This is a genomic window from Paeniglutamicibacter gangotriensis Lz1y (assembly GCF_000348945.1).
Taxonomy (GTDB): domain Bacteria; phylum Actinomycetota; class Actinomycetes; order Actinomycetales; family Micrococcaceae; genus Paeniglutamicibacter; species Paeniglutamicibacter gangotriensis.
In genome coordinates this window covers 158,681-184,617 of the sequence record NZ_AOCK01000005.1, presented here as the reverse complement: position 1 = coordinate 184,617, position 25,937 = coordinate 158,681, and the positions used below count along the sequence as shown (strand labels likewise).

Annotated in this window: 22 protein-coding genes; 8 read left to right on the top strand and 14 right to left on the bottom strand. The window is 62.3% G+C overall.

Translation table 11 applies throughout. The features are described 5' to 3' along the window. Positions 1-69 precede the first annotated feature (69 nt). The 3 genes from ADIAG_RS09980 to ADIAG_RS09970 form a co-directional block, all read right to left on the bottom strand. Positions 70-471 (bottom strand): DUF4282 domain-containing protein, encoded by a 402-nt coding sequence (locus tag ADIAG_RS09980; RefSeq protein ID WP_007271232.1) that lies wholly within the window; start codon positions 469-471, stop codon positions 70-72. A gap of 109 nt (positions 472-580) precedes the next feature. Beyond that, entirely contained in the window at positions 581-2,113 is a 1,533-nt protein-coding gene (gene putP, locus ADIAG_RS09975; protein ID WP_007271231.1) for a sodium/proline symporter PutP, read from the bottom strand. 190 nt (positions 2,114-2,303) lie between these two features. Beyond that, positions 2,304-3,242, bottom strand: a complete 939-nt coding sequence (locus ADIAG_RS09970) for a LysR substrate-binding domain-containing protein (protein ID WP_007271230.1) — start codon at positions 3,240-3,242, stop codon at positions 2,304-2,306. A gap of 233 nt (positions 3,243-3,475) precedes the next feature. On the opposite strand from ADIAG_RS09970, the gene ADIAG_RS09965 reads away from it, so the two are divergent. The 3 genes from ADIAG_RS09965 (at position 3,476) to ADIAG_RS09955 (ending at position 8,084) form a co-directional block, all read left to right on the top strand. After that, entirely contained in the window at positions 3,476-7,015 is a 3,540-nt protein-coding gene (locus ADIAG_RS09965; protein WP_007271229.1) for a bifunctional proline dehydrogenase/L-glutamate gamma-semialdehyde dehydrogenase, read from the top strand. A 152-nt stretch (positions 7,016-7,167) separates the two neighbouring features. Beyond that, a complete protein-coding gene (locus tag ADIAG_RS09960) occupies positions 7,168-7,848 on the top strand; it encodes a hypothetical protein (protein WP_007271228.1) in 681 nt (226 codons plus the stop codon). After that, positions 7,848-8,084, top strand: a complete 237-nt coding sequence (locus ADIAG_RS09955) for a helix-turn-helix domain-containing protein (protein WP_007271227.1) — start codon at positions 7,848-7,850, stop codon at positions 8,082-8,084. The genes ADIAG_RS09960 and ADIAG_RS09955 overlap by 1 nt, the downstream gene beginning before the upstream one ends. A gap of 88 nt (positions 8,085-8,172) precedes the next feature. Here ADIAG_RS09955 and ADIAG_RS09950 read toward each other — a convergent pair whose 3' ends face one another. The 4 genes from ADIAG_RS09950 to ADIAG_RS09935 form a co-directional block, all read right to left on the bottom strand. Next, positions 8,173-9,405: an ABC transporter permease gene (locus ADIAG_RS09950; RefSeq protein WP_007271226.1), complete on the bottom strand. Its 1,233-nt coding sequence runs from the start codon at positions 9,403-9,405 to the stop codon at positions 8,173-8,175. Beyond that, positions 9,402-10,283, bottom strand: a complete 882-nt coding sequence (locus ADIAG_RS09945) for an ABC transporter ATP-binding protein (RefSeq protein WP_007271225.1) — start codon at positions 10,281-10,283, stop codon at positions 9,402-9,404. Before ADIAG_RS09945 ends, ADIAG_RS09950 begins: the two co-directional genes overlap by 4 nt. A gap of 141 nt (positions 10,284-10,424) precedes the next feature. Continuing rightward, a complete protein-coding gene (locus ADIAG_RS09940; protein WP_007271224.1) occupies positions 10,425-11,117 on the bottom strand; it encodes a response regulator in 693 nt (230 codons plus the stop codon). Then, a complete protein-coding gene (locus ADIAG_RS09935; RefSeq protein ID WP_007271223.1) occupies positions 11,114-12,490 on the bottom strand; it encodes a sensor histidine kinase in 1,377 nt (458 codons plus the stop codon). Before ADIAG_RS09935 ends, ADIAG_RS09940 begins: the two co-directional genes overlap by 4 nt. A 127-nt stretch (positions 12,491-12,617) precedes the next feature. Between ADIAG_RS09935 and ADIAG_RS09930 the strand changes: the two genes are divergently transcribed. Together ADIAG_RS09930 and ADIAG_RS09925 are read left to right on the top strand one after the other, a co-directional pair. Continuing rightward, entirely contained in the window at positions 12,618-14,453 is a 1,836-nt protein-coding gene (locus ADIAG_RS09930; RefSeq protein ID WP_007271222.1) for a glycoside hydrolase family 15 protein, read from the top strand. 302 nt (positions 14,454-14,755) lie between these two features. After that, positions 14,756-15,130 (top strand): VOC family protein, encoded by a 375-nt coding sequence (locus ADIAG_RS09925; protein ID WP_007271221.1) that lies wholly within the window; start codon positions 14,756-14,758, stop codon positions 15,128-15,130. 46 nt (positions 15,131-15,176) lie between these two features. Here ADIAG_RS09925 and ADIAG_RS21415 read toward each other — a convergent pair whose 3' ends face one another. Together ADIAG_RS21415 and ADIAG_RS22380 are read right to left on the bottom strand one after the other, a co-directional pair. Continuing rightward, entirely contained in the window at positions 15,177-15,992 is an 816-nt protein-coding gene (locus ADIAG_RS21415; RefSeq protein WP_152426115.1) for a hypothetical protein, read from the bottom strand. Positions 15,993-16,122: 130 nt separating this feature from the next. Continuing rightward, positions 16,123-16,776, bottom strand: a complete 654-nt coding sequence (locus tag ADIAG_RS22380) for a DUF6318 family protein (protein WP_007271219.1) — start codon at positions 16,774-16,776, stop codon at positions 16,123-16,125. Between the two features lie 429 nt (positions 16,777-17,205). Between ADIAG_RS22380 and ADIAG_RS09910 the strand changes: the two genes are divergently transcribed. After that, a complete protein-coding gene (locus tag ADIAG_RS09910) occupies positions 17,206-17,754 on the top strand; it encodes an acyl-CoA thioesterase (protein ID WP_007271218.1) in 549 nt (182 codons plus the stop codon). Here ADIAG_RS09910 and ADIAG_RS09905 read toward each other — a convergent pair. Together ADIAG_RS09905 and ADIAG_RS20180 are read right to left on the bottom strand one after the other, a co-directional pair. Next, positions 17,751-18,068 carry an FCD domain-containing protein gene (locus tag ADIAG_RS09905; protein WP_007271217.1) on the bottom strand — a complete coding sequence of 106 codons (318 nt, stop codon included), beginning with the start codon at positions 18,066-18,068 and terminating at the stop codon, positions 17,751-17,753. The two genes, ADIAG_RS09910 and ADIAG_RS09905, sit on opposite strands and share 4 nt — an antisense overlap. 182 nt (positions 18,069-18,250) lie before the next feature. Next, a complete protein-coding gene (locus ADIAG_RS20180; protein WP_161623954.1) occupies positions 18,251-18,631 on the bottom strand; it encodes an antitoxin Xre/MbcA/ParS toxin-binding domain-containing protein in 381 nt (126 codons plus the stop codon). A 142-nt stretch (positions 18,632-18,773) separates the two neighbouring features. Here ADIAG_RS20180 and ADIAG_RS09895 point away from each other — a divergent pair, with 142 nt between their 5' ends. Together ADIAG_RS09895 and ADIAG_RS20175 are read left to right on the top strand one after the other, a co-directional pair. Then, the gene (locus ADIAG_RS09895) at positions 18,774-19,619 is read left to right on the top strand and encodes an SDR family oxidoreductase (RefSeq protein WP_007271215.1); all 846 of its coding nucleotides are present in this window, start codon (positions 18,774-18,776) and stop codon (positions 19,617-19,619) included. Between the two features lie 90 nt (positions 19,620-19,709). Next, complete coding sequence (locus ADIAG_RS20175) at positions 19,710-21,146, top strand: HNH endonuclease (protein ID WP_007271214.1); 1,437 nt, start codon at positions 19,710-19,712, stop codon at positions 21,144-21,146. 57 nt (positions 21,147-21,203) lie between these two features. On the opposite strand, the gene ADIAG_RS09885 is transcribed toward ADIAG_RS20175, so the two are convergent. The 3 genes from ADIAG_RS09885 to ADIAG_RS09875 are packed head-to-tail and all read right to left on the bottom strand — an operon-like array spanning position 21,204 to position 25,847. Next, entirely contained in the window at positions 21,204-22,499 is a 1,296-nt protein-coding gene (locus ADIAG_RS09885) for a M20 family metallo-hydrolase (protein ID WP_007271213.1), read from the bottom strand. Between the two features lie 43 nt (positions 22,500-22,542). Then, a complete protein-coding gene (locus ADIAG_RS09880) occupies positions 22,543-24,210 on the bottom strand; it encodes an amidohydrolase (RefSeq protein ID WP_007271212.1) in 1,668 nt (555 codons plus the stop codon). Further along, complete coding sequence (locus ADIAG_RS09875; RefSeq protein ID WP_007271211.1) at positions 24,207-25,847, bottom strand: thiamine pyrophosphate-dependent enzyme; 1,641 nt, start codon at positions 25,845-25,847, stop codon at positions 24,207-24,209. The genes ADIAG_RS09880 and ADIAG_RS09875 overlap by 4 nt, the downstream gene beginning before the upstream one ends. Between the last annotated feature and the right edge of the window lie 90 nt (positions 25,848-25,937).

Sequence of the window (25,937 nt, the reverse complement as noted above, 5' to 3'; positions counted from 1 at the left end):
CGGACCGGTAAACCACGTGCAGTAGTGGTTTTCCGGCCCGCCGCCCCGGCGGCCTGCGTCAGCTAATGATTAGGCCTGCGGCGGGGTCTGGTACGGGTTCGCCGGCGGTGCCTGCGGATCAACGGGTCCGCCGAACGACGGGCCGCCCGGGTAGCCGCCGGGTGCAGGAGGAGTGTTTCCCGGTGCCGTGCCGCCGGACAGGCGGACCAGTTCACCGGTGTTCTCAGCGGTGCGGATTGTGGCGACCAGCGATTCCAAGCCCATGCGGGCCAGCGCCAGATAGATCAGCACCACTAGAGGGCCAATGATGATCATGGAGAGGAAGCCGAGCGCCGTCTCTCCGGACATGAAGGAACTGATCACGATGATCAGGTACAGAATACCCAGGCCGATGGTGATCAAGACGTATACGATCTTGACGATCTTGGGGGTTACAAAGCTGTCGAAATTGAAATCAAAAAGTTCTTTCACGGGTCAACTCTCCCTTTCTCAACTTATGTATAAGCGATTGATGATCTTTCGGTTCCAGTCAAACACAAAACGCCCCTCACCGGAAACGGTGAGGGGGCATGTTGCGCGACTACCGCTGTGGCTCGGAAGCCACGTACGGAGCGTTTTCTTCGATTTCGGCCTCCATCGCGGAGAACTCTTCCTCGATGAGTGGGTTGTGCTTGTAGGTGGCACGGGACACCAGCACGGTGACCACGAGGTTCAGCACGAAGCCGGGGACGATCTCGTACATGTTCGAGGCAAGCGCGTCGATGTTGCCCCAAATGAATACGGTCAGCGCACCGGTGATCATGCCCGCCAGGGCGCCGGTGGAGGTCAGCTTGCGCCAGTAGAGGCTCAGCAAGACGATCGGGCCGAACGCGGCACCGAATCCGGCCCACGCGAACGAGACCAGCTCGAGGATGCTCGAGTTCCGGTTCAACGCCAGCAATGCGGCGACGACGGCAACAACCAGCACGCCGGTGCGTCCGAGCACGACTTCGCGCTTCGGGCTCAGCTTCTTGCCGGCGATGTTGTACAGGTCCTCGACCAGGGCCGAGGAGCACACGATCAGCTGCGAGGACATGGTGGACATGATGGCCGCCAAAACAGCCGCGAGTACCAGTCCTGCAACAAACGGGTGGAAGAAGACCTGGCTCAGCAGTAGGAATACGGTCTCAGGGTCGGTGATTTCCTTGGCCGGGTTATCGGAGAAGTAGGCGATGCCCACCAGGGCGGTGATGATCGCGCCAATTGCGGTCATGGCCATCCAGCCGATGCCGATGCGGCGGGCCGTCTTGGCCTCGGAGGGGGAGCGCAGGGCCATGAAGCGCACGATGATGTGCGGCTGGCCGAAGTAGCCCAGCCCCCAGGCTGCGGTGGAGAAAATGGCCACGGCGGCCAGGAAACCGTTGGTGCTGCCGTTGAAGCTGGAGAACAGGTTCAGAGCATCCGGGTTGACCGTGGTGATTTTGTTGGCGATATCCTCGATGTTGCCCACCTGGAAGATCGCGACAATCGGTACCGCAATGAGTGCGGCAAACATCAGCAGGCCCTGGGCCACGTCGGTCAGGGTGGCTCCGAGGAATCCTCCAAAGAGCGTGTAGACCAGCGTGACTGCGGCGACCACAAACAAGCCGGTGAAGTAGTTCCAGCCGAAGGAAGACTCGAAGAACTTACCTGCTGCCACCATGCCGGAGGAAACGTAGAAGGTGAAGAACGCCAGGATGATCACCGAGGCGGCGATGCGCAGGAAGTGGCTGTTGTCCTTCAGCCGCTTCTCGAAGAAGCTGGGGATGGTGATCGCGTTCTGCGACACCGCGGTGTAGGAGCGCAGGCGCGGGGCGACGAACTTCCAGTTCAGCCAGGCACCGATGGTCAGGCCGATGGCGATCCAGGCTTCGATGAGGCCGTTGAGGTAGATGGCGCCGGGCAAGCCCATCAGGAGCCAGCCGGACATGTCCGAGGCGCCGGCCGAGAGCGCCGAAACCCCGGGCTTCAGACCGCGGCCTGCGAGCATGTAGTCGTCGATGTTGTTGGTGCGTTTGAAAGCGAAGTAACCGATGCCGAGCATTGCTGCGAGATACACCGCAATGGCTATCAGCTGGAATGTTGAGTCGGACATGTTGTGGACCTCATGAAGGTTGGGCGAGCCGGGGAAAAGTGATCCCCGAAAGGAATGTATGTTGCCGGGCGAAGCGATGGTGCTGCTGCTCGACACGTACCTGTCGTTTAGTAACCGTCTATGAATATGTCGGTAAAAACAACCTACGCCGAAGAGCAGCACCCGCGCCGTTACACGCCTGTGACCTGGATTACATGGATTGTTCGGCTGGATTGATCCCCGAAAGCCCCTGCGCCTGCTGATGCAACGCATTACGCACGGCAAGCAGCCCGGGGTGCTGGGTCGAGGAATGTCTCATGGCCGTGAAAATCGTTCTCTGCGGCGCCGCTGGTAGGTCGGCGATGCGTAGCTCGCGGGTGCGGGCGGCCCACACCAGGTCCGGAAGTAGCGCGACGGCATTGCCGGACTCGACCAGTCGCACGTGGGCCTGTAGGTCGGCGGTTTCATAACGCACATCGGGTTCGAAGCCTGCGGTGCGGCAGGCCTGCTCCGCCCAGTGGCGTGATGCGGCTCCTCTCGGTTCCATGACCCAAGGCAGGGATGCCGCGGCCTCGATCGAGGTGACGTGGTGGAATTCGGCGGGCATCGCATCGTTGCGTTCCGGAAGAGCCAGTCGGATGGTGTCGTGCGCCAGGAGCTTGCGGTCCAGTGCCGCATAGTGCGGGGCCGCGTGCCCGGGGTACTGCTCGGCGACAACCAGATCAAAATCCCGCGCCCACGTCTCGCGAAGCGCCGTTTCTGGCTCGTGCTGCACCATTTCCACCCGCAGGTGCGGGAAATTTTGGCGCAGCTCTCGCAACATCGAAGGGATCAGCGAGAGCACCGCGGTCTGGAAGACGGCCATGCGCACCGTACCGGCAATTGTCGGCTGCGTCGAGGCAAGATCTGCCTCAGCGCGCTCCATGGAATCAAGCAGCTCGTGCGTGTGGGCGACTAACACCTCGGCCTGCGGGGTCAGGTGCAAGCGCCTGCCCACCTTGCGCAGCAGGGGCACTCCTGTTTCTTTTTCCAGCAGGGAGAGCTGCTGGGATATCGAGGAAGGGCTGTAGCTCAGGGCGTCGGAAACTTCGGCGATGGTGCCGCGGATGCTCAGTTCGCGCAGCAGTCGCAGACGGCGGATTTCCAACATGAGAGGACGCTCCTGACGGCCAAAGGGGGAACCCCCAAACAGAGAGGTTCAGTGAGTCCTAGAATACATTGGGAAACCCGAAGTAAATCCTTCGGCTTTATTCACTTTCGCTTAAGTGTCGGTTCAGTCCATACTTGCTGGTGAACCCACCTATCAATGTGCCGTCATACGCGTGCAAGATGGGTAGTGGTATTCCGCATCACCCCACCCATTCCTTGTAAGGAGTAGCAGACGTGTCACTAACGACCCCGCACGTACGTGTAGTTCCGGCGGCCCTGGATGCCGACGGCACGCCGTCAGTCCGCCCTCAGGACCTCGCCGACCAGACGATCAAATTGGTGCGCCGTTGGCTCACTGAGGGGTCGAAGTTTCCAGTGGACGCCTCCGCTGCACAGCTGGCAGGAGTCCTGAAGGACCCCAGTGGGCTGGACTTCACCGTCGGATTCGTTGATGGAGTAATCCGCCCCGAAGACCTGAAGGTTGCTGCTCGCAACCTCAAGTCACTGGCTCCCAAGGTCCCCTCCTTCCTGCCGTGGTACATGCGCCAGGCAGTGGCACTGGGTGGCACCATGGCCCCGATTCTTCCGGGCATCGTGGTCCCGATCGCCCGCCGCGTGCTGCGTGAGATGGTCGGCCACCTGATCATCGACGCCACCGACGCGAAGCTCGGCGCCTCGATCTCCAAGATCAAAAAAGAAGGCATCGACCTCAACCTCAACCTGCTGGGCGAGGCCATCCTCGGCGAGAGCGAAGCCGCCCGCCGCCTCGAGGGAACCCACCAGCTGCTAGCCCGCGACGACGTCGACTACGTCTCCATCAAGGTTTCCTCCACCGTTGCCCCGCACAACCACTGGGCCTTCGACGAGGCCGTGGCCCACATCGTGGAAAAGCTCATTCCGCTTTACCGTCTGGCTGCCTCCTCCGCGCCCAAGAAAAAGTTCATCAACTTGGACATGGAGGAATACAAGGACCTGGATTTGACCATCGCGGTCTTCACCCGGCTCCTGGACCTCGAGGAATTCCTTGATCTTGAGGCAGGCATCGTCTTGCAGGCGTACCTGCCCGATGCCCTTTCGGCCATGATTCACCTGCAGGAATGGTCAGCCAAGCGCGTGGCCCGCGGCGGAGCCCCCATCAAGGTGCGCGTCGTGAAGGGTGCAAACCTTCCGATGGAACAGGCCGAAGCAAACGTTCACGGCTGGCCTGTAGCCACCTGGCACACCAAGCAGGATTCGGATACTTCCTACAAGTCGGTACTCGACTACTCGCTGCGCCCCGAACATGTCAAGAACGTGCGCATCGGCATCGCCGGCCACAACCTCTTCGACATCGCTCTGGCCTGGTTGCTGGCCCAGGGCCGCGGCGTCACCGACGGCATCGAATTCGAGATGCTGCTGGGCATGGCCACCGGCCAGGCCGAGGCCGTCCGCCAGGACGTCGGGCGTCTGCTGCTGTACACGCCGGTGGTTCACCCCGCCGAGTTCGACGTAGCCATTGCCTACCTGATTCGTCGCCTAGAAGAAGGCGCCAGCCAGGAAAACTTTATGTCCGCGGTCTTCGAGCTGGATTCGAACGAAGCCCTGTTCGAGCGTGAGAAGCAGCGCTTCTTGGCCTCGCTAGCAGATCTGGATGACAGCGTCCCGGCTCCGCACCGCATCCAGGACCGCAACATCGTGGACACCGAGGCCGTCGAAGCCCAACTGGCCGCACTGGCCGATGGCACCGCCGACTTCTCCAACACCCCGGACACCGACCCGGACCTGCCGGGCAACCGCGCCTGGGGCCGGGCCATCGTCAACAAGATGGAAGCCTCCACCCTCGGCAAGGAAGCGGTGGCCAAGGCCCTGATCCGCACCGAGGATGAGCTCAACGAGATCGTCGAGACGGGCGTCGCCGCCTCCGCCTCATGGCAGGGAATGGGCGCCGCCGCCCGCGCCGCCATCCTGCACCGTGCCGGTGCAGCACTGGAAACGCACCGCGCCGACCTGCTCGAGGTCATGGGCTCCGAATGTGGCAAGACCCTGGACCAGGGCGACCCCGAGGTCTCCGAGGCCATCGACTTCGCCCACTACTACGCCCAGCGTGGACTGGATCTGGAAACGACCGATGGCGCCACCTTCGTGCCCTCGAAGCTGACGGTCGTCACCCCGCCGTGGAACTTCCCCGTGGCTATCCCGGCAGGTTCGACGCTCTCGGCGTTGGCCTCCGGTTCCTCGGTCATCATCAAGCCCGCAGGCCAAGCCGCACGCTCCGGCGCCGTCATGGTCGAGGCATTGTGGGAAGCAGGCGTGCCGCGCGATGTGTTGCAGCTGGTTCAGCTTTCCGAGCGCTCCTTGGGCACCGCGATGGTCAGCCACCCGAGTGTTGATCGGTTGATCCTGACCGGCGGTTATGAGACGGCCCAGCTGTTCCGTTCCTTCCGCAAGGACCTGCCGTTGTTGGCCGAGACTAGCGGCAAGAACGCGCTGATCGTTACCCCGCACGCGGACCTGGACTTGGCCGCCAAGGATGTCGCGGCTTCGGCCTTCGGCCACGCTGGGCAGAAGTGTTCGGCAGCCTCGTTGGTGATCCTGGTGGGAACCGCAGCGGAATCCAAGCGCTTCCACAACCAGCTCATCGATGACATCCGCTCGCTGAAGGTCGGCTACCCCAGCGACCCGCAGACCCAGATGGGCCCGGTTATCGAAGAAGCGCAGGGCAAGCTGCTGCGCGGGTTGACCACCCTAGGCGAGGGCGAGAAGTGGGTGCTTGAGCCCAAGCAGCTCGACGAGTCCGGCAAGCTGTGGAGCCCGGGCGTCCGCTCGGGAGTCAAGCGCGGCTCCGAGTACCACCTCACCGAGTACTTCGGCCCGATCCTCGGCGTGATGACCGCGGAAACCCTCGAAGAGGCAGTGGCCATCGTCAACGACATCGATTACGGGCTCACCTCGGGCCTGCACTCGCTGGACTCCGAGGAGATGGGCTACTGGTTGGAGAACATCCAGGCCGGCAACCTCTACATCAACCGCGGCATCACCGGTGCCATCGTGCAGCGCCAGCCCTTCGGCGGCTGGAAGAAGTCGGCCATCGGTGCAGGCACCAAGGCCGGCGGACCGAACTACCTGGTGGGCATGGGCACCTGGGAAGACGCCCCGGTGGCCACCGCCGCGGGCATGCTCTCGGCGACTTCGGCGGCACTGCTGAAGGCCTCGCGCGAATCCGGACTGGATGAAGCCGACCTCACCTGGCTCGAATCCGCACTGGCCTCGGATAACGATGCCTGGATCAACGAGTTCAACACCGCCAAGGACGTCTCCGGCCTGCATGCCGAGCGCAACGTGTTCCGCTACCGCGCACTGCCGGTCACCATTCGCTTCGAGCATGAGACCTCCGGTCACGGCCTGGCCGAGCTGGTGCGCGTGGTTGCCGCGGGTATCGCCGCCGGATCCCGTGTCACGGTGTCTTCGTCGACCGAAGTGCCTGCGGCAATCCGTGCGGTGCTGACCGAATCCTCGGCTGTCGTTGTTATCGAAGACGCGCAGGCGTTCGGTACCCGTGCCGCTCGTCTGGCAGCCAAGACCGGCCCTGACTCCGGCGCCCGCATCCGCCTGATCGGCGGCTCGGTCATGGACGTGGCAGAAGCCACCGACGGCAAGCCCGATGTTGCCATCTACGGCAGCAACGTGGTCTCCGCGGGACGTGTGGAAATGCTGACCTTCCTGCGCGAGCAGGCAATCTCCATCACCGCACACCGCTTCGGTACCCCGAACCACCTCAGCGATTCGATCATCTAAGCAGTAGGCTCCTGGCGACGAGGGCCCGTGGCATTCCTCCAAAAGGGAAGGCCGCGGGCCCTTTTGCGGTCGTGGTTGTCGCTTGACGTCATCGGCGCAGCCACGTAAGTTAACGATTATCGTTATTATCGACAATCGTTAAGGTGTGCGTTGTGAGCAGAAACGTGGATAGCACGGTGCAAAAACTGGGCCACCTCGGGGGCCGGACATTTTTGCTGTCAGTGGCTGGACTTGCGGCGGCGGCAGGGTTGCTGGCGGTGTTATACCTCGTGTGGTTCACCGCGGTGCACTTCACCCAGTCCTTCTTTTTCGAAGCGTCCCTGGTGACTCCGTTGAATTCGGTGCCGGATCTTCGCAGCACCACGGGAGAATCCTTCGTCACCTACGGAACTGCGAACATAGAAAGCTACGAGAGCCTCGCCGGGCCACGTCTTGCGTTGGCGGCTTCCGAAGCCCTGTACTTCCTTGTGTTTATTTCCGGCTGCGTAGCCGTCATCCTGATCTGCCGACGGCTCTGGAAAAACCAACCATTTACCGCGCTGGTCCATTGGACCCTTCTTGTCTTGGGCGCGCTTGCGGCAGCCGCGGCACTGCTTGCGCCGTGGCTCAAGGATGTTTCAACGCATCTGGCCGTGCTGGAACTCGGTCTCCCCGGTACTGCACTTGGACTGCCGGAGGATCCCGGAGATATCAGCTGGGTTGCCAGCTCCGCGCAATTCAGCTTCCAGGACGCGAACCATTCCCTGCTGGCGATCGGCGTCGTGCTGATCCTGCTGTCGCTGGTCATGCGACGTGGCATCAAACTGCACCAAGCGACCGACGGATTGGTTTGATGGGACGGCGAAAAGACGAGATCGAGCTGGGCAGTGGTGTGCACTGTCGACTCGATGAGCTGTTGCAGGATCGCGTCATGACACTGACCCGTCTGGGCGAGCTGGCGGGGGTCAGCATTGTGAACCTTTCGGTGCTGAAAAATGACCGGGCGAAGGCCATCCGATTCAGCACGCTCGTTTCAATCTGCCGAGCCTTGGAATGCGAGATCGGTGAGCTGCTAGTGCTGGAAAAATAGCTCCTGTGATACTGCAAAATGAACGGCCGTGGTGTGTGATCCCCTTCAGGGGATCACACACCACGGCCGTTTCGGTTTGGGAGGGGGGCTAATCTTCGAGCTTCAGAGCCTTGCGCCAGGACAGTGCGCCGCCGGTCTGCATGATGGCCCGGCGGTAGATGCGCTCACCGATCAACACCATAACCCAGGCCGCGGCAATGGCGACGCCCAGCGAAGCGATCGGCTCCCACAACGGCACGTCGGTGCTCAGCAACCGGATGGGCATGGCCACCGAGGAAATCACCGGGACGTAGGAGGCCACCACCAGCAACGTGCCCTTGGCGTAGATGCCGGTGAACAGCACCGCCACCAGCACCATGATCACCGGACCCGTGGACTGCTGCAGGTCTTCGGTGCGTGAGGCCATGGCGCCCAAGGCCGCCCAGACCGCCGCGAGGATCAGGAAGCCGGCCAGGAAGAAGGCCAGGAACCAGCCTGCGGTGGCAAAGAGCACCGAGATGAACGGGATTTCGGTGGGCATCATGTTCAGCGCGAGCAGCCCGATGCCGACGAACAGACACAACTGCCCCATGGCCAAGATCAGGTTGCCTAGAATCTTGCCGGCCAGCAGCTGGCGGATCGGGATGGCGGTGGCCAAGATCTCCACCACGCGGTTCTGCTTTTCCTCCACCACGGAGTTGGCGATCGGCATGCCGAAGATCATCGCCGACATGTAGAAGAGGAACGAGAAGATGAAGCCCATGACCATCGCCATGGAGTTACGTTCCTGACTGCCCTCCAGCAGCACCTGGGTGACGGTGGACCCTGCGGTCAGATCCTCGAGGGTGACGCCAAGCTTGACCGCGTTGGAGTCCAAGGCCTGGGTCTCTGCCGCGTCGGCGAGCAGGGACTGGATGTTGGCTGGCACGTCACTGAGTCCGGTGATGCTGAAGCCCTCGGGGGTGGGCGTGAGTACCAGATCGGCTTCCTTGTCGCGCAGCAACTGGAGGCCGGCGTCCTCATCGACCACCGGGTTGGCGATCAACTCGATGTTCTTCTGATCATCCAGGGCCAGCTGGTTGGCCGAAGTCACCAGTGCAGCGGTGCTGCTGTTCTCGGCGAAGGCGATCGTTGAGGTGGTGGTCTTGTCGGCCATGATTCCGGAGAACACCACCGAGCCGACGATGAGCGCCAGGGTGATCAGCGTGGAGATGATGAAGGACTTGTCGCGGATCTTCACCGTGACCTCGCGCAGCGTCACGATCAGCCACGGGGCGTCTTGCTTGCCGGTGGACGGGGTCGGGGTGGGTGCGGGCCTGGTGCCCAGCTTGGTGGTGCTCATCGGATGACCTCCCGGTAGATTTCTGCCAACGAGGGACGTTGCGGGGCGAACTCGGTGACCGCACCGCGATCCACCGCGGTGCGTAGGATCCGCTGGGCCGTGCCTTCATCATCGAACTCGACCAGCGCGCGCGGGCCCGCGACATCCAGCACGCGCACCCCGGGCTGCTCGCGCAGCCAGCCGGCATCCGGCGGTGTCACCACCACATGTTTGGCGCTGGCCCGGGCCCGCAACGCGGTAGCGGTTCCGGAGGCGACGATCTTGCCTCCGGCCAGCACCACCAGGTTGTCGCAGAGCGCATCGATCAGATCCAGCTGGTGGCTGGAGAACAGGATCGGCACCCCCGTCGCTGCGCGTTCGGCCAACAGCGAGGTCATCGAATCCACGGCCAGCGGATCTAGCCCAGAGAACGGTTCGTCCAAGATCAGTGCGGTGGGGTGGTGCATCAGCGAGGCGGCCACCTGCACGCGCTGCTGGTTGCCCAAGGAGAGCGATTCGAGCTTGTCCTTGGTGCGATCGGCGATGCCAAAGCGATCCAGCAACTGAAGTGCTTCGGTGCGGGCATCGGCCCTGCTCATGCCGTGCAGTTGGCCCAAGTACTGGAGCTGGTCGAGCACCTGCTGCTTGGGGTAGAGGCCACGTTCCTCGGGCATATAGCCGAAGCGGGCCCGGTCGGTGTCGGCCAGCTGCGTGCCGTTGAAATACACGGTGCCGGAATGGGACTTCAGCACCCCCATGATGATGCGCATGGTGGTGGTCTTGCCGGCCCCGTTGGCGCCGACGAACCCTGTCATCCCATCGGCCGGAACCGCGAACGACACCTCATCCAGCACCGTCCGATCCCCGAACCTCCGGGTGAGACTCTGTACCTCTAACACCAGTGTTTTCCTTTGCCTTGGGTTGATGCGCAGGACCATTGATAGCGCCCGTGCTTGCCTGGTTTCTAATCTATGCGGCCGCCCGCTATGACGGATCGCTCAAAGGAATGAACTTCGCACCCCGCCGGGCGGGGTCGGGGCTCAGCTCTCCGTCGAAGGGATGAGTCCGGCACGGTAGGCGAAGACCACCGCTTGGACCCGGTCCCTGACTCCGGCTTTGGCCAGGACGTTGGAGAGGTGCGTTTTCACCGTGGCCTCGGAGACAAACAACGCCACGGCAATTTCGGCGTTGGAGAGGCCCGAGGCCAGCTTGATCAGCACCTCGCGTTCCCTATTGGTCAGCTCCCCGAGCACCCTCGCGTCCTCGGGCGACAGCGCTGGTTGCGGTGCTGCCGCGGACTGCTCCTCCGTGCCCGAGGTGCCGCGCCGGATGATGCGCAAGGTGACCTCGGGGCAGAGCAGCGCTTGGCCTCCGGCGGCAGCCTGCACGGCCTGGATGATCATTTCCGGTTCGGTATTCTTCAACAGGAAGCCGCTGGCCCCGGCATCGATGGCAGCAAACAGGTAGTCGTCGCGGTCAAAGGTGGTTAGCACAACGACCTTCGCATCGGTGGCGGCGGTGATCTTCGCGGTGGCACCGACCCCGTCGAGAACCGGCATCTGGATGTCCATTAGGACCACATCGGGGCGCAGTTCCAGGGTCGCGTCCACGGCCCCCTGCCCATCGGCGGCGGTGCCCACCACCTCGAAGGACTCCTCGGTGCCCAGGATCAATTCCAGCGAGGAACGGATCAGAGCCTGGTCGTCGCAGATCAGGATGCGGATGGGGCTCATGGTCTCTGTCCTTCAACGGGGGTGGGAGTGAGCGTGTGCTGGGTGCGCAGTCGGGCACGGGTGCGCCAACCGGCGGGGGAGCGCGGTCCGATGTCCACCAGTCCGTGGTGCAGCTCGGCGCGCTCGGTGATCCCGCGCAGACCGAAGCCACTTCCGGCAGTTCCTGGTCGGGCGTTGCCGTCGTCGGTCACCTCGACCTCGGCCCATTCCCCGGCATCGTCCCTACCGCTGCGCAGCGAGAGGACCGCGCTGCGTGCGGTGGAATGTTCACGCACGTTGGCCAGGGACTCGGCGGCAATCCGGTACAGGGCCAAACCCAGGCCGGCGCCGATTCCCTCCAAGAACCCTTCTCGGTGCTCAACGGTGATCAGCTCGACGCGCACCCCGGCGCGGGCCGATTGCTCCACCAGGGCCGGCAGCTCGGCCAGCGATGGCTCGGGGGAACGTTGACCGGGCTGTGCCGGTCCGTCGGCTTCTTCGTGGCGCAGCACGCGCAGCAGCGAGCGGGTCTCGCCCACCGCGTGGCGCGCCGACTCCTCGATGCCGCGCATCAGTTCCGTGGCACGTTCCGGGTCCCGCGGCTGGACCATCCGGGCCGCGGCGGCTTGCACCCCGACCGCGGAGATGTGGTGGGCGACCACGTCGTGCAGTTCCCGGGCAATGCGCAGCCGTTCGTCGATGACCGCGCGGCGGGCCAGCTCGGCCGCCTGTTCGCGCAGCTGCGCCGCCTGCGCCACCACGACCTCGTGCTGCCAGGAGCTGCGCCAGGAGGCCAGCCCCAGATAGATGGCTCCGCCGAAGTAAAAGAGGTTCACCAGGAAGTTGTATCCGGCCCAAGCCACCACCGGGTCGATGAGTCCGGTGGTCTCGAAGGCCTGCGGCAGATCCAGGTCCGTACCGAAGAACAACTTGACGTTGGTCAGGCCCACCACCAGCCACAGGAACATCGTGATGATCACCCCGGACAGCGCCAGGCGCAGTGCCCGCCGGTCCCTGGCCCAGCTGGCCGCCGAGTAGAGTCCGGCGAAGTAGGCGACCTGCGGGGCCAGCTGCATCATCACCTGCGGAAGCCAGGTGCCGAACCCGATGAACATCGCCGAGAGCACCAGCATGGAGCTGATGGGGAAGCGGCGCCGCACCGCCAACGGGAGGATGAGCGCCACCGTGGCCAGGTAGCTCAGGGCCCGGTCCGGGGTGTTCTCCCCGTCGCCGAAGCTGAGCATCATTTCCATGCCGAGCAGCGCCACCGCCGCCATGACCAGTGCCGTCCAGATGTCCCGGCGCAGCAACTCGGGGGTCGGTTGCGGGCGTTCCCAGCCCTCGGGCGGGAAGTTTCCGGGCAAAAAGCGTTGGCGCAGGGCCAGGAATTTCATGTCTCGTCCTTAGCAGTGCAAGTACTGGTGGGTGTTGGACCCACCCATGAACTTATCTCACGGCGAGGTGAGCCGGAGTTTCTTGTTGCGGCACTGCAACCAAAATTCCCTTGTCTGGGAGCGGTTTATGCGATTGGCTGGCCACATGGGCACTTTCATTGAGGACTACGCGTTGCTCTCGAACCAACGCACCGCCGCACTTGTCTCGAAGCACGGGTCGGTGGACTGGTTTTGTGTCCCACGGTTCGACTCCGGATCGGTCTTCACTGCGATGCTCGGCGGCCCGGAAAACGGTCGCTGGCTGCTGGCCCCGGTTCACGGCGAGGTGGTGAGCCGCAACTACCTTGATTCCTCCTTCGTGCTGCGCACCCTGTGGGCCAGCGACACCGGGCAGGTGCTGGTCACCGACTTCATGCCCATGGAGGACCCCGACTCCAGCATCATGCGCCGCGTCGAGGGGCTCTCGGGCACCATGACCTTCGAACACGAGCTGGTCATGCGCTACGGATATGGCAAGGTGCCGCCGTGGGTGCGGCGTAACTTCGACCCGGTGCAGGGCACCGAGTCGTTGGTGGCGGTCGCCGGCCCGAATGCCGCGGTGCTCCATGCCGCACGGCTGCCCAAGGCCAGCCACCACACGCACCGCGACACCTTCGAGGTCCGTGCCGGGGACGTGTACGACTTCGAGTTCAATTGCTATCCGGGTGAAGCAGCGATCCCCGCGGCCAGCGATGTGGGGTTGGCGATGACGCAGACCTCACGGATCTGGCAGGACTGGGCCGCGAAGATCCCGCAGCACGAGTCCCACGACGCGCTGGTGCGTCGCTCGCTGTTGGTGCTCAAGGCGCTGACGCACCGGGAGACCGGGGGCATCGTGGCCGCCCCCACGACCTCGTTGCCCGAGTTCTTTGGCGGGGAACGCAATTGGGACTACCGCTTCTGCTGGTTGCGGGACGCGGCCATGACCTTGCAGGTGATGATGACCCACGGGTTCGAGGAAGCGGCCCTGAGGTGGCGTGACTGGTTGCTGCGGGCCATCGCCGGCGACCACGAGAACCTGCAGATTTTGTACGGGGTCGGCGGGGAGCGAGAGCTGCCCGAGAAGATCCTGCAGCACCTGGGCGGGTACGGGGGAGCCAAGCCGGTGCGCATCGGCAACGCGGCAGTGCGCCAATACCAGGGCGACGTGGTCGGGGAGGTGATGGTGGCGCTGGATGACCTGCGCACCATGGGCGCCCGCGAGGACCACTTCTCCTGGCCGCTGCAAAAGGCCCTGCTCAAATACGTGCTCAACAACCTCAAACGCAAGGACCACGGTTTGTGGGAGATGCGCGGAACGCCGCAATACTTCACCCACTCGCGGGTCATGATGTGGGCAGCTCTGGATGCCGGGGTGCGCGCGGTGACACACCATGGTCAGGCGGGAGACACGCAGAGGTGGGAGCGCGCCCGGGATGAACTGCGCGAGGAGATCCTGACGAAGGGCTTCAACCAAGACCTCGACTCGTTTACCCAGACCTATGCCACCACCGAAGTGGACGCCTCGTTGCTGGTACTGGCCCAGGTCGGGTTCGTTGACTACGCCGACCCACGGATGCTGGGCACCGTCGCGCAACTCGAAAAGGACCTCATCGACGAGCACGGGTACATCCGCCGCTACCGCACCGAGGTAAGCGGGGATGGCTTACCGCCGGGGGAGTTCCCCTTTTTGGTGTGCACCTGCTGGTTGGTGGAACAGTATGCCCATTCGGAGCGCCTCGAAGATGCCAAGCGGCTCTTTGCCAAGCTGGCCGGGATCGTGAACGACGTGGGATTGATTGCCGAGGAATTCGATCCGGTCTCGGGACACATGGCTGGGAACTTTCCGCAGGCGCTCTCACACCTGGGACTGATCCGGGCAGCCGACGCCATCGCCGAGGCAGAAGGCACCCGGCCGTACAGGGCACGCAGCGGCCCCCATTAGGCTCCGGCAGCAGGCATTCGGTTCACGCCTCGGCGCTCGCCGAAGAACACTTGAGAGGTTCCCCGGCGTGTGCAAGAATTTTCGATGTGCCCCATGGGCTGAGCTGATAAGAGAAGCAAGCAACTCACGTTGTTGCCTCCGGGTGCCGTTCGCGGACGCAATCCCGGGAGGCGACGTTCTTGCCTTCAGCGAGAGCCCTTCCAAATCCGGTGCACACTCTACTTCATACCTTTGCCAGATTTTAGGGCCATGTGTTGCCTGCATCCTGCGGACGTTCCGAACAACTGGAGTAGGACCACACGATGAGCATTTCCTTCAACCACACCATCGTTGCCGCCAAAGACGCCGAGGCCTCGGCACGCTTCTTCATCGAACTCGCCGAAGCACACCCCGTCGAAAGCTGGGGACCATTCACCAACGTCCAGTTGGACGATGGTGTGATGCTGCAATTTGCCGAGCCGCCCATCGACTTTCCGCCGCAGCATGACTCTTTCTTAGTTGACGATGCCCACTTCGAACGCATCCATGTCCGGATCCAAGACCGAGGCATCGAGCACTGGGCCGACCCGCAGTGCACTCGGCCCGGGGAGACGAACACGGAGCACGGCGGCCGAGGTATCTACCTGCTGGATCCGGCCAGGCAATTCATCGAGTTCATCACCCGTCCATACCGATAAAACACCTGTTCATTTGGCGCGGGGGCACCGTCGCGCGAGTGCTGGCCTATCTGTCGATCAGTGATGCGCAGCCCGGAGAGCTCGGGCCCTGGTTGCAATTTTCGGCGACCAAGATCTTCTTGGTCCGCCAGACGCTCATCGCGGATTGTTCGCTAGGAACGCTCGCCACCCCGGGGATCGGGGTCCACGGGCCGCCTTCAGTCGAGTATTCTCCGCGGAATCTGGTCGTGAGTCCAACACCGAAATTGCCGGTATCGGCATAGACATGGCTGGTGCTAGTCGCCTCGTCAAAGCCACGTTGGGCCACAGGGCCTCCTGGGAAGGCGAATGTTCGGGAAGAACCGTCGCCGTATCCCCAGACATACGAAACTGGGATTGCACGCACCCGGATGTCTTGGTCGAAGAGGGTGATATTGAAGTTTTGAATAGTCGATTCCGCATACATATGCGCGTGGCCGTTTCGAAGGGAGAACCCTTCCGGCTGGCTCACGATGCTCGATGCCAAGATTGGTAGTTTGCGAAACTCGCTCAGGCTAACTCTGGCGATATCATTTTCTGCGCCGGGAATTGTCGTCGGTGGTTCAAATTCGCAATACTGGGTCGTTGAAATGATTTGCCCGGCTCGTGGACCATTGATTGCTCGGATGCTCCGAATGGTTCGATATCCTCCATTCGGGCAGGTGGGATCTGCGATGGCGTTGCATGATAGTCGCAGCGTGAGATCGGGGGTGCACTCGCTGAAGTATTCGACGTCGTAGCGGAGTTTCGGGCCGTTGGATATTGTTTTGGATTTTCCTGGTAAATGAGAGAAGTTGGAAGAATCCTCAACATTCTGCGGTGGGCACGTGACCTCTATAACCAAGTGGCGACCCCCGATTCTCTCGTACTCTACGCACCCCGTTTGTGCATGTGCTGGTTCGGCGACTGTGAGGGAGGATACAAGTATTGAAAGAACGCCAACTATGGCTAAGCCACAAATTCGGCGGGACATGTCATTTCACTTCCAAGTATTCAAGCGTCTCTACGTGCCAGCCATCGTCCCAACTCAGTAGCATCGAAGCCGGAAACGGTTCAGTGCTCGCTGGGAACACGCCTTGCCGCGTGCCATCACTCATATAGGCAACCATTTCACCTTGGCTTGAGGTGTAGAGAACGACCCCATTTTTCGGTTGCAGGATTGACTTTGTGACGGTTATTTCAAAATCCGCTCCAGCGAGCCAAGAACCGGCTTTCAAATTGTTGTCGAACGGATCAATGAACCCTTCGCCACATTCTGTACACGATCGATTCGTGACTTTTTTGATCGGTTTCGTGTCATTAGTTTGTATCGTGTAATTGACGAGATCGTAGTAATGCTCAGCAAAGGCTGAGATGCCCTCTTCCGATTTTTCCTTCGCCGACTCAGGCATTTTCGGAACGGGCCAGTTCTTGGCCGGCCCATTTGAACTCGCGGGGACGGGTGTGGACGTCGGTTTTGCTGTCGGACTTGGAGAAGCTGTAGGTGGGGAACTTGCCGCTGAAGTGGTTGGTGCCGGTGAAGTCTCAGCGGGGTCGACTGGATCTGCGTTTCCAACACATCCGGTCGCCGAAACTACCAGCGCACCCGAACAAGCGACGAGCAGGATCGTCCTATATTTCCCAAACATGCCAGGTCCCTACGATTCGTTGGGTGCCGATTAGCAGCCATCGTAGCCTCTTCCTGGGGTGATTGGCAGAGGTTTTCCACAGGCGTTCAAAAGCCCAACTCAGGCTTCGGTCCGTGGCGGTGCCGCGACGCTGTTCCAATGAACCCCGAGTACATCGCGGTATTTCTGTCCCAGCGAAACAACCGATCGGATCCGTGGTGTTGACTCCGATCAGCATAAATCCCAGCGGGCCTGCTAGTGGCGCGGTTGTCACGAGAGAAAGCTGGGTAGGGCCATCGTCATCAGGAGGATGCGGTAGTCACGCTAGGCAAATGACCGAAGCGCGGTGGTGTTTGGATTCAACTTTGAAGGACCTCATAGGCACCAGTCAATGATTATCTTTTCGAAGTGTGGCAGACAAGTAAGTTACCCATGAGTAGGATGGGGCTTATGCATGTACTTTTTCGCCTTCTGCTCCTGCTCGCCACCGCAGGCAAGCGCCCCAAGCTCTCGATGTTCGAGACCTCATCGGTACCCATGAGGGCACTGATCACGGACATCGACGTGGCCGGCCATATCAATAACGGCATGTACTTTTCGCTCTTTGACCTTGGGCGCTTCGACCTGATGGTCCGTGCCGGGGTGTGGGACGTCATGAAGAAGAACAAGTGGACCCCGGTGGTCCAGGCCGAGACCATCACCTTCCGCAAATCGGTGGTCTTCAACCAGAAATTCACCCAGGAAACGCGCATCCTGGGCATGGACGAAAAGTGCATCTACTTCGAGCAGCGCATGGTGGCCGACGGTGAGATCTACGTCCAGGCGACCATGGCCACGCGCCTACTTTCCAAGAAGGGGCCCGTGTCCAACGAAGAAATTCTCGCCATGATGGGCGTGGAAGTCCCGGCGGACCTGGTTCTTCCCGACTGGGTGGCGCGCTGGCGCGAAGACACCGCGCTGCCAGGTGCGCGCAAGCCCGCACCGCATCTCTGGCTCTAGAACTCCGATGCGTTGAAGCTTGCGAGCTGTTCACGGAAGCCATCGAAATGGCGATTCAGTAGTTCGCTCGCCAGTGACTTGTTGCCGGCCTTCACTTCCTCGAAGGGGTCGCGGCTTGCCTGGGTGATCTCGGCGAGATGGAGATTGGATTCGTCCTTGATGCCGATGCCGATGCCGATGCTTATGTGCAGCGTGCAGTAAGCATCCCGGAGCGCACCCGGCGGATTGCTGAGCAGCTGGCTACCCAGCAGTTCAAAGAAGGTTCGGTGGAAGTTCTTGTCGGCCTCGATGAGGTCTTCCCCCGACGGCGGCAAGAGACTCCCTGCTCGCCACTGCGGCCTTGAGCAGGACCATCTGTTCGATGCCCATGGGCGACTGCGGTTCCCTGTCCGACGCACCGTGCGCTGCAGAGGCCGGGGCAGGCTTGATCGGACCACGCTGGCCGGCTATGCGGGGGAACGGGAAAAATCGAGGGCAGGGACCTGGCGTTGCGGGATTAACGCGTCGCGTCCCCGGTGACCAAGGTTTCGGCGGTGCTTACCACCTGCTGCGCATGCAAGCGCGCAATGAAGTCCATGGGCCGTTCCTCGTCGAGGGCCCGGTTGGGCGCCATAAGCCAGTCGACCGCCGCCTGTGGGTCCTCCAAGGACTGCAGCGTCAGCCACACCCTGTAGCCCAGACGCAACCGCTCCTTGGTCAGGATGTCCAATTCCGTACCCTGTGGATGCGCCCAACGGTGCGGCGCGGTGGCGTCCGTGCTCCCGGCGATGTGCCCTACCGTCTCCGCGCCGACGGCATCGATCAGCGTGCGGACGATGTCATGGATGTTGGCTCGTGTCGTTTCCACATACACGGCGCTGTGGTTGAGCGTTTTCATATTCCAAGCATCTCCCCACACGGCCCGAAAATCCATGCGCATTGCCGTGTTGATTCCACAAATTTAACCCGGGTATTCCGACGCGTTGTCATACAGGCGCGCGTGCTGTGCCGGGAACGGGATTCGATGGTGCAATGGAGGCATGATCATCGTTCCTCCACCCTTAGCCGTGACTGGTTCCACCGGGATTCTTGGCGGCAGGGTCGCAGCGCTGCTGGCCGAGGCGGGAGTGAAGCAACGGGTGCTGGCCCGGACTCCGCGGAACGCGCCCCCGTTGGTTGGTGCCACGGTGTTGCAGGCAGCTTACGAGAACACCACCGCCACCCGCACCGCACTGCTGGGAGCCGAGACGGTCTTCATGGTCTCGGCCTCCGAAAGCCGGGATCGACTGGATCAGCATTGCGATTTCGTTGATGCTGCGGTGGCAGCAGGGGTGCGCCACCTGGTGTACGTGTCGTTTGTCGGTGCGGCACAGGATGCAGTATTCACCCTGGCTCGAGACCACTACGCCACCGAGGAATACATTCGGGCTTCGGGACTCTATTACACGTTCCTGCGCGACAGTTTCTACGCGGATTTCATGACGGGGCTGGTGGGTACGGACGGAATCATCCGTGGTCCCGCCGGTGATGGAAAAGTAGCAGTGGTGGCCCGGGAGGACATTGCCCGAACCGCAGTGGAGATCCTGCGTGCCCCAGATGCGCACCTTGATATGACCTACGAGCTGACGGGCCCCGAGGCCTTGTCATTCACCGAGGTCGCCCAGGTTCTCAGCAGGGTCGGGCCGGTCCCCGTGTCATTCGTCAACGAGACGATCGAGCAGGCGTACACCTCGCGTGCGTCGTTCGGAGTGCCGCAATGGCAACTTGATGCGTGGGTCTCGACCTATACGGCGATTGCTTCGGGCGCCTTGGAAAACGTCAGTGGAGACATCGAAGCAATCACCGGGGTCCCGCCGAAGACGTTGGCGCAACTGTTGGGGTCCTAAGCGGAACGGCCAACACCACGACTCGAATCTTTTTTCGTGCAGATCGAAACTCGTATCCAAACTGTCGGTGCGACGTTCTAGCATTGAGGTATGGCAAAGAAGTCATCTCGCAAGGCCACCTCGACCGGGAAAACCCCGGCCGTTCCCGCCGGTGAGGTGACCTACGCAGAACTTCTAGCCCGCGGCACAAACATTGACGCCTTAATCGTTGAACATGTTACGGCTCAGGGCCCCGCAGGGCTCCTGGGCCTGGCCGCCGCGGTGAACACCTTCGGCGTCCTAGCCGACACCCACGAAGCAATGGCCGTAGTCCGCGCCTGCGAAGCACTGAAATCTGTCGTCACCGCTATGCAGGCCCAACACGCGATCAGCTACCAAGATTCCCTGATCAGCTACCGCCGGGAGCTGGGGGTGCGGGAGAAGAACCCCGGATGGGGCTCCAACGCTGATATTGCTTTGGCCATGCATGTCTCCCGGCACCGCGGAGCGCAAACAGCCAACGAATACCGGATCCTGGTCGAGGATCTTCCCCGGACCATTCAAGGCATGCGCAACGGCGAGGTGACCTGGGAGCAGGTGAAGGTGATCATCAGCGGTATCCGCCACCTCAGTGTGGACAGTCGGAGGATGATCGATGAACTGCTTTGGGAAGAGACCCACACCTGCTTCACCGCCGGAACCGCGAAACTACGCGAGATGGTCACCTACTGGGCGCTGATCTTGGAACCAGCCGTCGAAGAGGACCTCGAGGCGAAAGCCGAGAAGGACCGGCACCTGGATATCTACCAGATCGATAAGTATTCGGTAAGGATCTCCGGCACCGCCCCACTAGAGCAAGGCATCGCGCTCAGGCAGGTGATCGCCCGCAAGGTCGAAGAGGCCCGGGAGAATCCCGATGATGAGCGCAACGCCTCACAGATCGGTATCGATTCGGTGTATGAGGAGATGACCGGGCTGAAGGCCGGTGGCAGTGTCCCGGTGCAGTTGCTGGTGGTCATGGATCACGCGACGCTCGGCGGCGGATCCGACAATCCGGTGCTGCTTCCGGGTGCCGGATACATTAGTGCGGCGAAGGGTCGCAAACTTCTGGCCGGGGATCCCCAAGATCCGGTTCAGACGTGGTGGAGGCGTCTGTTCGTGGCACCCACGACCGGGGAATTGGTGGCGATGGATTCCAAATCCCGTCGTTTTGGTGGGAACCTGAAGCGTTTTATTTCTTTCCGCGACCAATATTGCCGTACCCCGTATTGCAACGGGGCGATCCGGGATATGGATCATGTGGTGCAGGTGCGAAAGAACGGAAAGACCACCGCAGCGAATGCATCAGCTAGGTGCGGTCCGTGTAATCAGAACAAGGAAGCACCCGGATGGGTGGAAATGCCGGTGCCGGGGGATCGGCATAGCTTCCAAATCATCACCCTGAGCGGTCATTCTCATATTTCGAAGGCACCACCGTTGTTGGGGATCAGCACCCCGACGAAGTTGACGCCTCCATTGTCCCGGAGGCCGGGACCTCAACGAGAATAACCCCGGGCATCCAGCGGGCGCAGCCATGATCATGGGAACAGCGCGCCCGCCGAGGAATTATCTGGAGACCGATACCGAATCTGTAGAGGCCCTATTTGTCGTGGCCGAATCCGAAACAAACTCGCCCCGAACCACGCGCGTCAGCACCTCCGTCAACAGATCAACGCCCGCCACCATATCCGCATCATGTGTCAGCTCGCGTTCGTTATGGCTGATTCCTTCCACACTGGGGACAAACAGCATGATGGTCGGCACAACATCTTTCATGTTCGTGGAATCGTGGCCCGCCAAAGTCCGCACCACGCCGTGGCTCAGCCCCAGCGAATCGGCCGCCTCCGCGGCGAGCTTTAGCCCGGCCAAATCATAGGACTTGGCATCCCACACATGCTCAGCGCCGCGCTCAATGCGTACGTTCGCCATCTTCTCGATCTGAGACACCCTGGTGTGAAGAGCCGCATCTGCTGCCGCCAGGACGTCCGGGTCTGTTGAACGCACATCAACCAACAAATTCACTCGGCTGGCCACCACCACCGGTGAGTTCGGGAACACGTTGAATTCACCGCAGGAAGTGATCACCATGTGCTCGTCGGTCGAGTACTCCAAGGCGATCTCGCGAGCGGCAACAACCAGTGCGGACGCCCCGAGCAGCGCGTCCTGGCGGTCGGCGATGATCGTGGCACCGGTGTGCGCCTGATCCCCGTGCACGATGAACTCGTATTTGTTGGCTCCCCACGTCGATTCGACCAGCCCGATCCCCAGCCCACGATCTTCCAAGGAGCGGCCTTGTTCGATGTGTATCTCGATGTACGCGGAGACGGGGAGCTCGAAGTCGCCAATGGTTCCGATGCCTTCGAGTGCCTCGCGAACCGTGACCCCGTCGGGGTCCGTGGTGTCCAACGCCTGGGAAGCGGGGATCTTGCCGGTGTAGACGGAACTGCCCATCATCGAGGGCTTGAACCGGCACCCTTCTTCGTTGAACCAGTTGATGACCACAATGTTGAAGACCGCGGAATCTTTCGCGACGGCAAATGAATCTTGGATTCGTTGGGCGGCATGTGCTCCGGCCAGTACGCCGTAGGCGCCGTCAAAGCGTCCGCCCAACGGCTGCGAATCCAGGTGGGACCCGACCGCAATCCAGGGAGCACCGGGCACCAGCTCGAGCATCGAGTATTGGTTGCCGATCTGGTCGTAGCGCACCGTGAATCCCTGGCCTTCCACCAGACCGCGGAACCAATTGCGGGTCTGTCCGTCTGCCACGGTGGCTGCCTGCCGGTCCACGCCGCCGCCCGCGGTGGCACCGATGCTGCTCATAGAGCGGAAATCGGCAAGGAATGAAGTGTTGGACTGGTTCATGAGATCTCCTGCAAATGAGTGAAAGGACGTTGTGGGGAGCGCTTCAACTGGCGGCAAATGCGCTGGAATGGGTAGCGGCGTAGCTCTGTTTGCCGCCGACGAAGGTTCCTTGGACCTGGAGTGCGGCAATATCCGTGGCATCCAACGGGGAACCGGAAAGCACCACGAAGTCGGCCAGCTTCCCGCGTTCCAAAGATCCGCGGTCTGCCAGCAGGCCGGTGGCCCTGGCGGCATTGACCGTGTAGAGACGGAGAGCTTCGAGAGGGGAGATGCATTCGGAGGCCCCGCCCAACACCTTGCCGTTGTCGGTGATGCGGTCAACGGCCGAGGCCATGGCCCGACGCACGTTGTTATCCGCCACGGGGAGATCCGAGCTGCCCGCCGCCAAAACTCCGGCATCAAGCAGTGATTGGCCGCGATAGAGCCAACCCTCGCGCTCGGGGCCGACCAGCTTGGCGAATTGGTCTCCGAGCGGACCGATGAAGGAGGCTTGCGGGGTTACCGCAATGCCGTGCCGGGCCACGGCCTCGACTTGGTCGGGCCGGGCGATGCCGAAGTGCTCGATACGGTTGGGCAGCGCGTTGGGACCGTGCTTTTCCTGCAGCCCGGAAATGATCTCGATCGCTAAATCGATGGCCGCATCCCCGATGGCATGCAAGGCAATGGGCCAGCCGGAGCGGTAGGCGGCGGCCACTCGTTCGCGGTAGGCCTGGGGGTCATCAAGCAGATACCCGGTGTTGTGCTCGTGTCCGCAATAATCCTCGGTCACCGCGGCGGTGGCGCCCAAAAGTGATCCGTCCATGAAGACCTTGACCGGTCCCAAAGAAAGCTGTTCGTTGCCGAATCCCGCGACCAGACCCAAGTCCAGCCCGCGTCCGGTCCCCGTTCCATGGGCATCTGTCGGGTGTGACTGCTGGGGGCGCAACGCGTCGAGGGCCGGCATCAGTTGTGCCCTGGCACGCAGTTTTCCTGCGGCAAGGGCCTGCTGGTAGGCGGTGACTTCGATGGGGGAATGGCCGATCCATCCGCCGCCGATCCCTGCCTCGGTAAAGGAGGTGATGCCTTCTGCCGCATAGCGCGTGGTGGCCGCGTCCACGGCGTCAACGAGCTGCTCCACGGAGTACGGAAGCACCATTTTCTGGATGATCCCCTGGGCTGCTTCCTCGACCAACCCGGTGGGAGATCCCTGGGCATCACGCACCACCGCACCTCCCACGGGATCCTCGAATCCCGGGTCCAACGCACCTGCCAGACGGAGCGTGGCGGTGTTGGTGAGGGAAGCATGCCCGGAGACGTGGCGCAAATACAGTGGGCGGTCCCCGGTGATCGCATCGAGCCTAGCGATGTCCGGGAACAGTCCGTCGTGGTGCTTGTGGTTGAATCCGGTGCCGTTGAGCCATGCATCGGGGCGGGATTCGAGCCTGATCATTTCGGATTCGAGCAGGGCATAGAGTTCCTCCAGGCCCCGTGCACCGGAGAGATCAAGGGAGGAAAGTCCCAGTCCCCACCACGTGGTGTGGCAATGGGCGTCGATGAACCCCGGGGTGATGCATGCCGTGCCGAAGTCCTCGGTGGCATCCGCGGTGCAGCCCTCAAGTTCCTCGTCGAACCCCACGATGCGTCCGCCGATGATTCCCATGCTGCTGGCCGTCGGGCGGGCTTCGTCCATGGTGAGAATGGTGCCGGCGCGCACCAGCAGGTCGAGCCTCATGCCGAGACCTCCGCACGGTGTGCCACGGTGCCCGGGCCCATAGTGGTGGGATCGGTTTTCAGATGGAGCACTGCCGGCAGCCCGCTGGCCATGGCCCGGTCCAGCGCCGCGGCGAAGTCTTCGGTGGATTCCACGAACTCCCCGTGCCCGCCGAATGCTCGGATCCATTCGGCGAAGTTCGGGTTCTCCATCGAGGTGCCGGAGGGTCGTTGCGGGTAGTGCTGCTGTTGGTGGGCCACAATCGTGCCGAAGATTCCGTTGTCGATGACGATGATGAGCGGAGTACCGCCATGGGCGAAGGCGACCGAAAGTTCTTGGGCGTTCATGAAGAAGTCGCCGTCACCGCAGATGGCCACGACGTGGCGTCCCGGGTGCATGATGCTCGCGGCCACAGCGGCCGGAACGGAAATCCCCATGGCCCCGTTGCGCGGGCCCACCAGGGACCGGGGTCCATGGTGGGACAGGTAGCGGTGGCCCCACAGTGTGGCGTTGCCGGCGCCGTAGGTGATGATTCGGTCCTGGTCCAGGGCCGCTTCTAGTGCTTCGAAGGCGATGCCCAGGTCAACGCCGGTGCCGCCGTCGGGTCCGGGGGTGGTGAATCCGAGCTGCTCCGTGCGCAGACGCTGTATCCATTCAGTTCCACGGGTTCCACGCAGGGTGTCGCCGGAGGGCAGTGCGGCGAGGAACTCGGCGGGACCCACGCACAGTTGCGCGTCGATGCGTCCGGCATGGCCGACCAACTCAGCATCGAGCGAGACCACGACGGTGGGGGTGTCCAACGCGGCCTTGTAGCCCTCGGAGAGCACATCGGAACGCGTGCAGCCAATGAACACCAAGAAGTCCGCATCGTTCAGTGCCGCAACAGTGCGCTCGGCCCGGCCATAGCCCAACCATCCGGCGTAGGCCGGAGAATCGTGGTCGATGACATCGTAGGCGCGCCAATCAGCCAGCACCGGGATGTGGGCGTCGACGGCGAACTGCGCTAATGCGGCCGAAGAATCGGCATCCCAGCCGTCTCCTCCCACGATGATCGCCGGACGCTGTGCGGTGCTCAGCATCATGGACAGCTTCTGAAGCGCAGCCGTGCTCGGTGCGGCCTCGGGCAGGGGGAGGACCGCGGGAACGGGAGAATCGGTCAGCCGGACCAAGACGTCTTCGGGTAGGCCCACAACCACGGGTCCCGGACGCCCGGTGGAGGCAAGCCGCATGGCGCGGGCCACCAGATCGCCGGCCTGATGTTCGTCGTCCAGGACATAGACGGCCTTGGCGGTGGTGGAGAACCAACCTTCTAGGCTGAACTCTTGGAAGGAATCGCGGCCGCGGTCAGCCAACGGGATCAACCCGACAAACAGGACCATGGCCGTGGCGTCCTGCCAAGCGGTGTGGATGGCGATCATGGCATTGGCGGCACCGGGTCCACGGGTGACCATGGCGATTCCCGGGGTCGAGCTCAGTCGGCCCTCGGCCAACGCCATGAAGCCGGCGCCGCCCTCGTGGCGGGTGACCACTGTGTGGATGGTCGAATCGTGCAGGCCATCAAGCACGTCGAGGTAGCTTTCGCCCGGAACCGCATAGACGCGCGATACGCCGTGGGATTCGAGGGTCTTGACGATGAGGTGTCCGGCTGAGGTGGTCATGTGCTGTGCTGATCCTTTGTGGTGGAGCGTAGTAAAGATGATGGAGCCCTGGTTCCCCGCGGCCACGGCACGCGGGGAAACCGTGATGCA

Excerpts from the sequence above, each read along its gene's own strand:
- putP (WP_007271231.1), bottom strand. The coding sequence starts at position 2,113 with ATGTCCGACTCAACATTCCAGCTGATAGCCATTGCGGTGTATCTCGCA.
- ADIAG_RS09970 (WP_007271230.1), bottom strand. The coding sequence starts at position 3,242 with ATGTTGGAAATCCGCCGTCTGCGACTGCTGCGCGAACTGAGCATCCGC.
- ADIAG_RS09955 (WP_007271227.1), top strand. The coding sequence starts at position 7,848 with ATGGGACGGCGAAAAGACGAGATCGAGCTGGGCAGTGGTGTGCACTGT.
- ADIAG_RS09950 (WP_007271226.1), bottom strand. The coding sequence starts at position 9,405 with ATGAGCACCACCAAGCTGGGCACCAGGCCCGCACCCACCCCGACCCCG.
- ADIAG_RS09940 (WP_007271224.1), bottom strand. The coding sequence starts at position 11,117 with ATGAGCCCCATCCGCATCCTGATCTGCGACGACCAGGCTCTGATCCGT.
- ADIAG_RS09935 (WP_007271223.1), bottom strand. The coding sequence starts at position 12,490 with ATGAAATTCCTGGCCCTGCGCCAACGCTTTTTGCCCGGAAACTTCCCG.
- ADIAG_RS09930 (WP_007271222.1), top strand. The coding sequence starts at position 12,618 with ATGCGATTGGCTGGCCACATGGGCACTTTCATTGAGGACTACGCGTTG.
- ADIAG_RS09925 (WP_007271221.1), top strand. The coding sequence starts at position 14,756 with ATGAGCATTTCCTTCAACCACACCATCGTTGCCGCCAAAGACGCCGAG.
- ADIAG_RS22380 (WP_007271219.1), bottom strand. The coding sequence starts at position 16,776 with ATGTTTGGGAAATATAGGACGATCCTGCTCGTCGCTTGTTCGGGTGCG.
- ADIAG_RS09910 (WP_007271218.1), top strand. The coding sequence starts at position 17,206 with ATGCATGTACTTTTTCGCCTTCTGCTCCTGCTCGCCACCGCAGGCAAG.
- ADIAG_RS20180 (WP_161623954.1), bottom strand. The coding sequence starts at position 18,631 with ATGAAAACGCTCAACCACAGCGCCGTGTATGTGGAAACGACACGAGCC.
- ADIAG_RS09895 (WP_007271215.1), top strand. The coding sequence starts at position 18,774 with ATGATCATCGTTCCTCCACCCTTAGCCGTGACTGGTTCCACCGGGATT.
- ADIAG_RS20175 (WP_007271214.1), top strand. The coding sequence starts at position 19,710 with ATGGCAAAGAAGTCATCTCGCAAGGCCACCTCGACCGGGAAAACCCCG.
- ADIAG_RS09885 (WP_007271213.1), bottom strand. The coding sequence starts at position 22,499 with ATGAACCAGTCCAACACTTCATTCCTTGCCGATTTCCGCTCTATGAGC.
- ADIAG_RS09880 (WP_007271212.1), bottom strand. The coding sequence starts at position 24,210 with ATGAGGCTCGACCTGCTGGTGCGCGCCGGCACCATTCTCACCATGGAC.
- ADIAG_RS09875 (WP_007271211.1), bottom strand. The coding sequence starts at position 25,847 with ATGACCACCTCAGCCGGACACCTCATCGTCAAGACCCTCGAATCCCAC.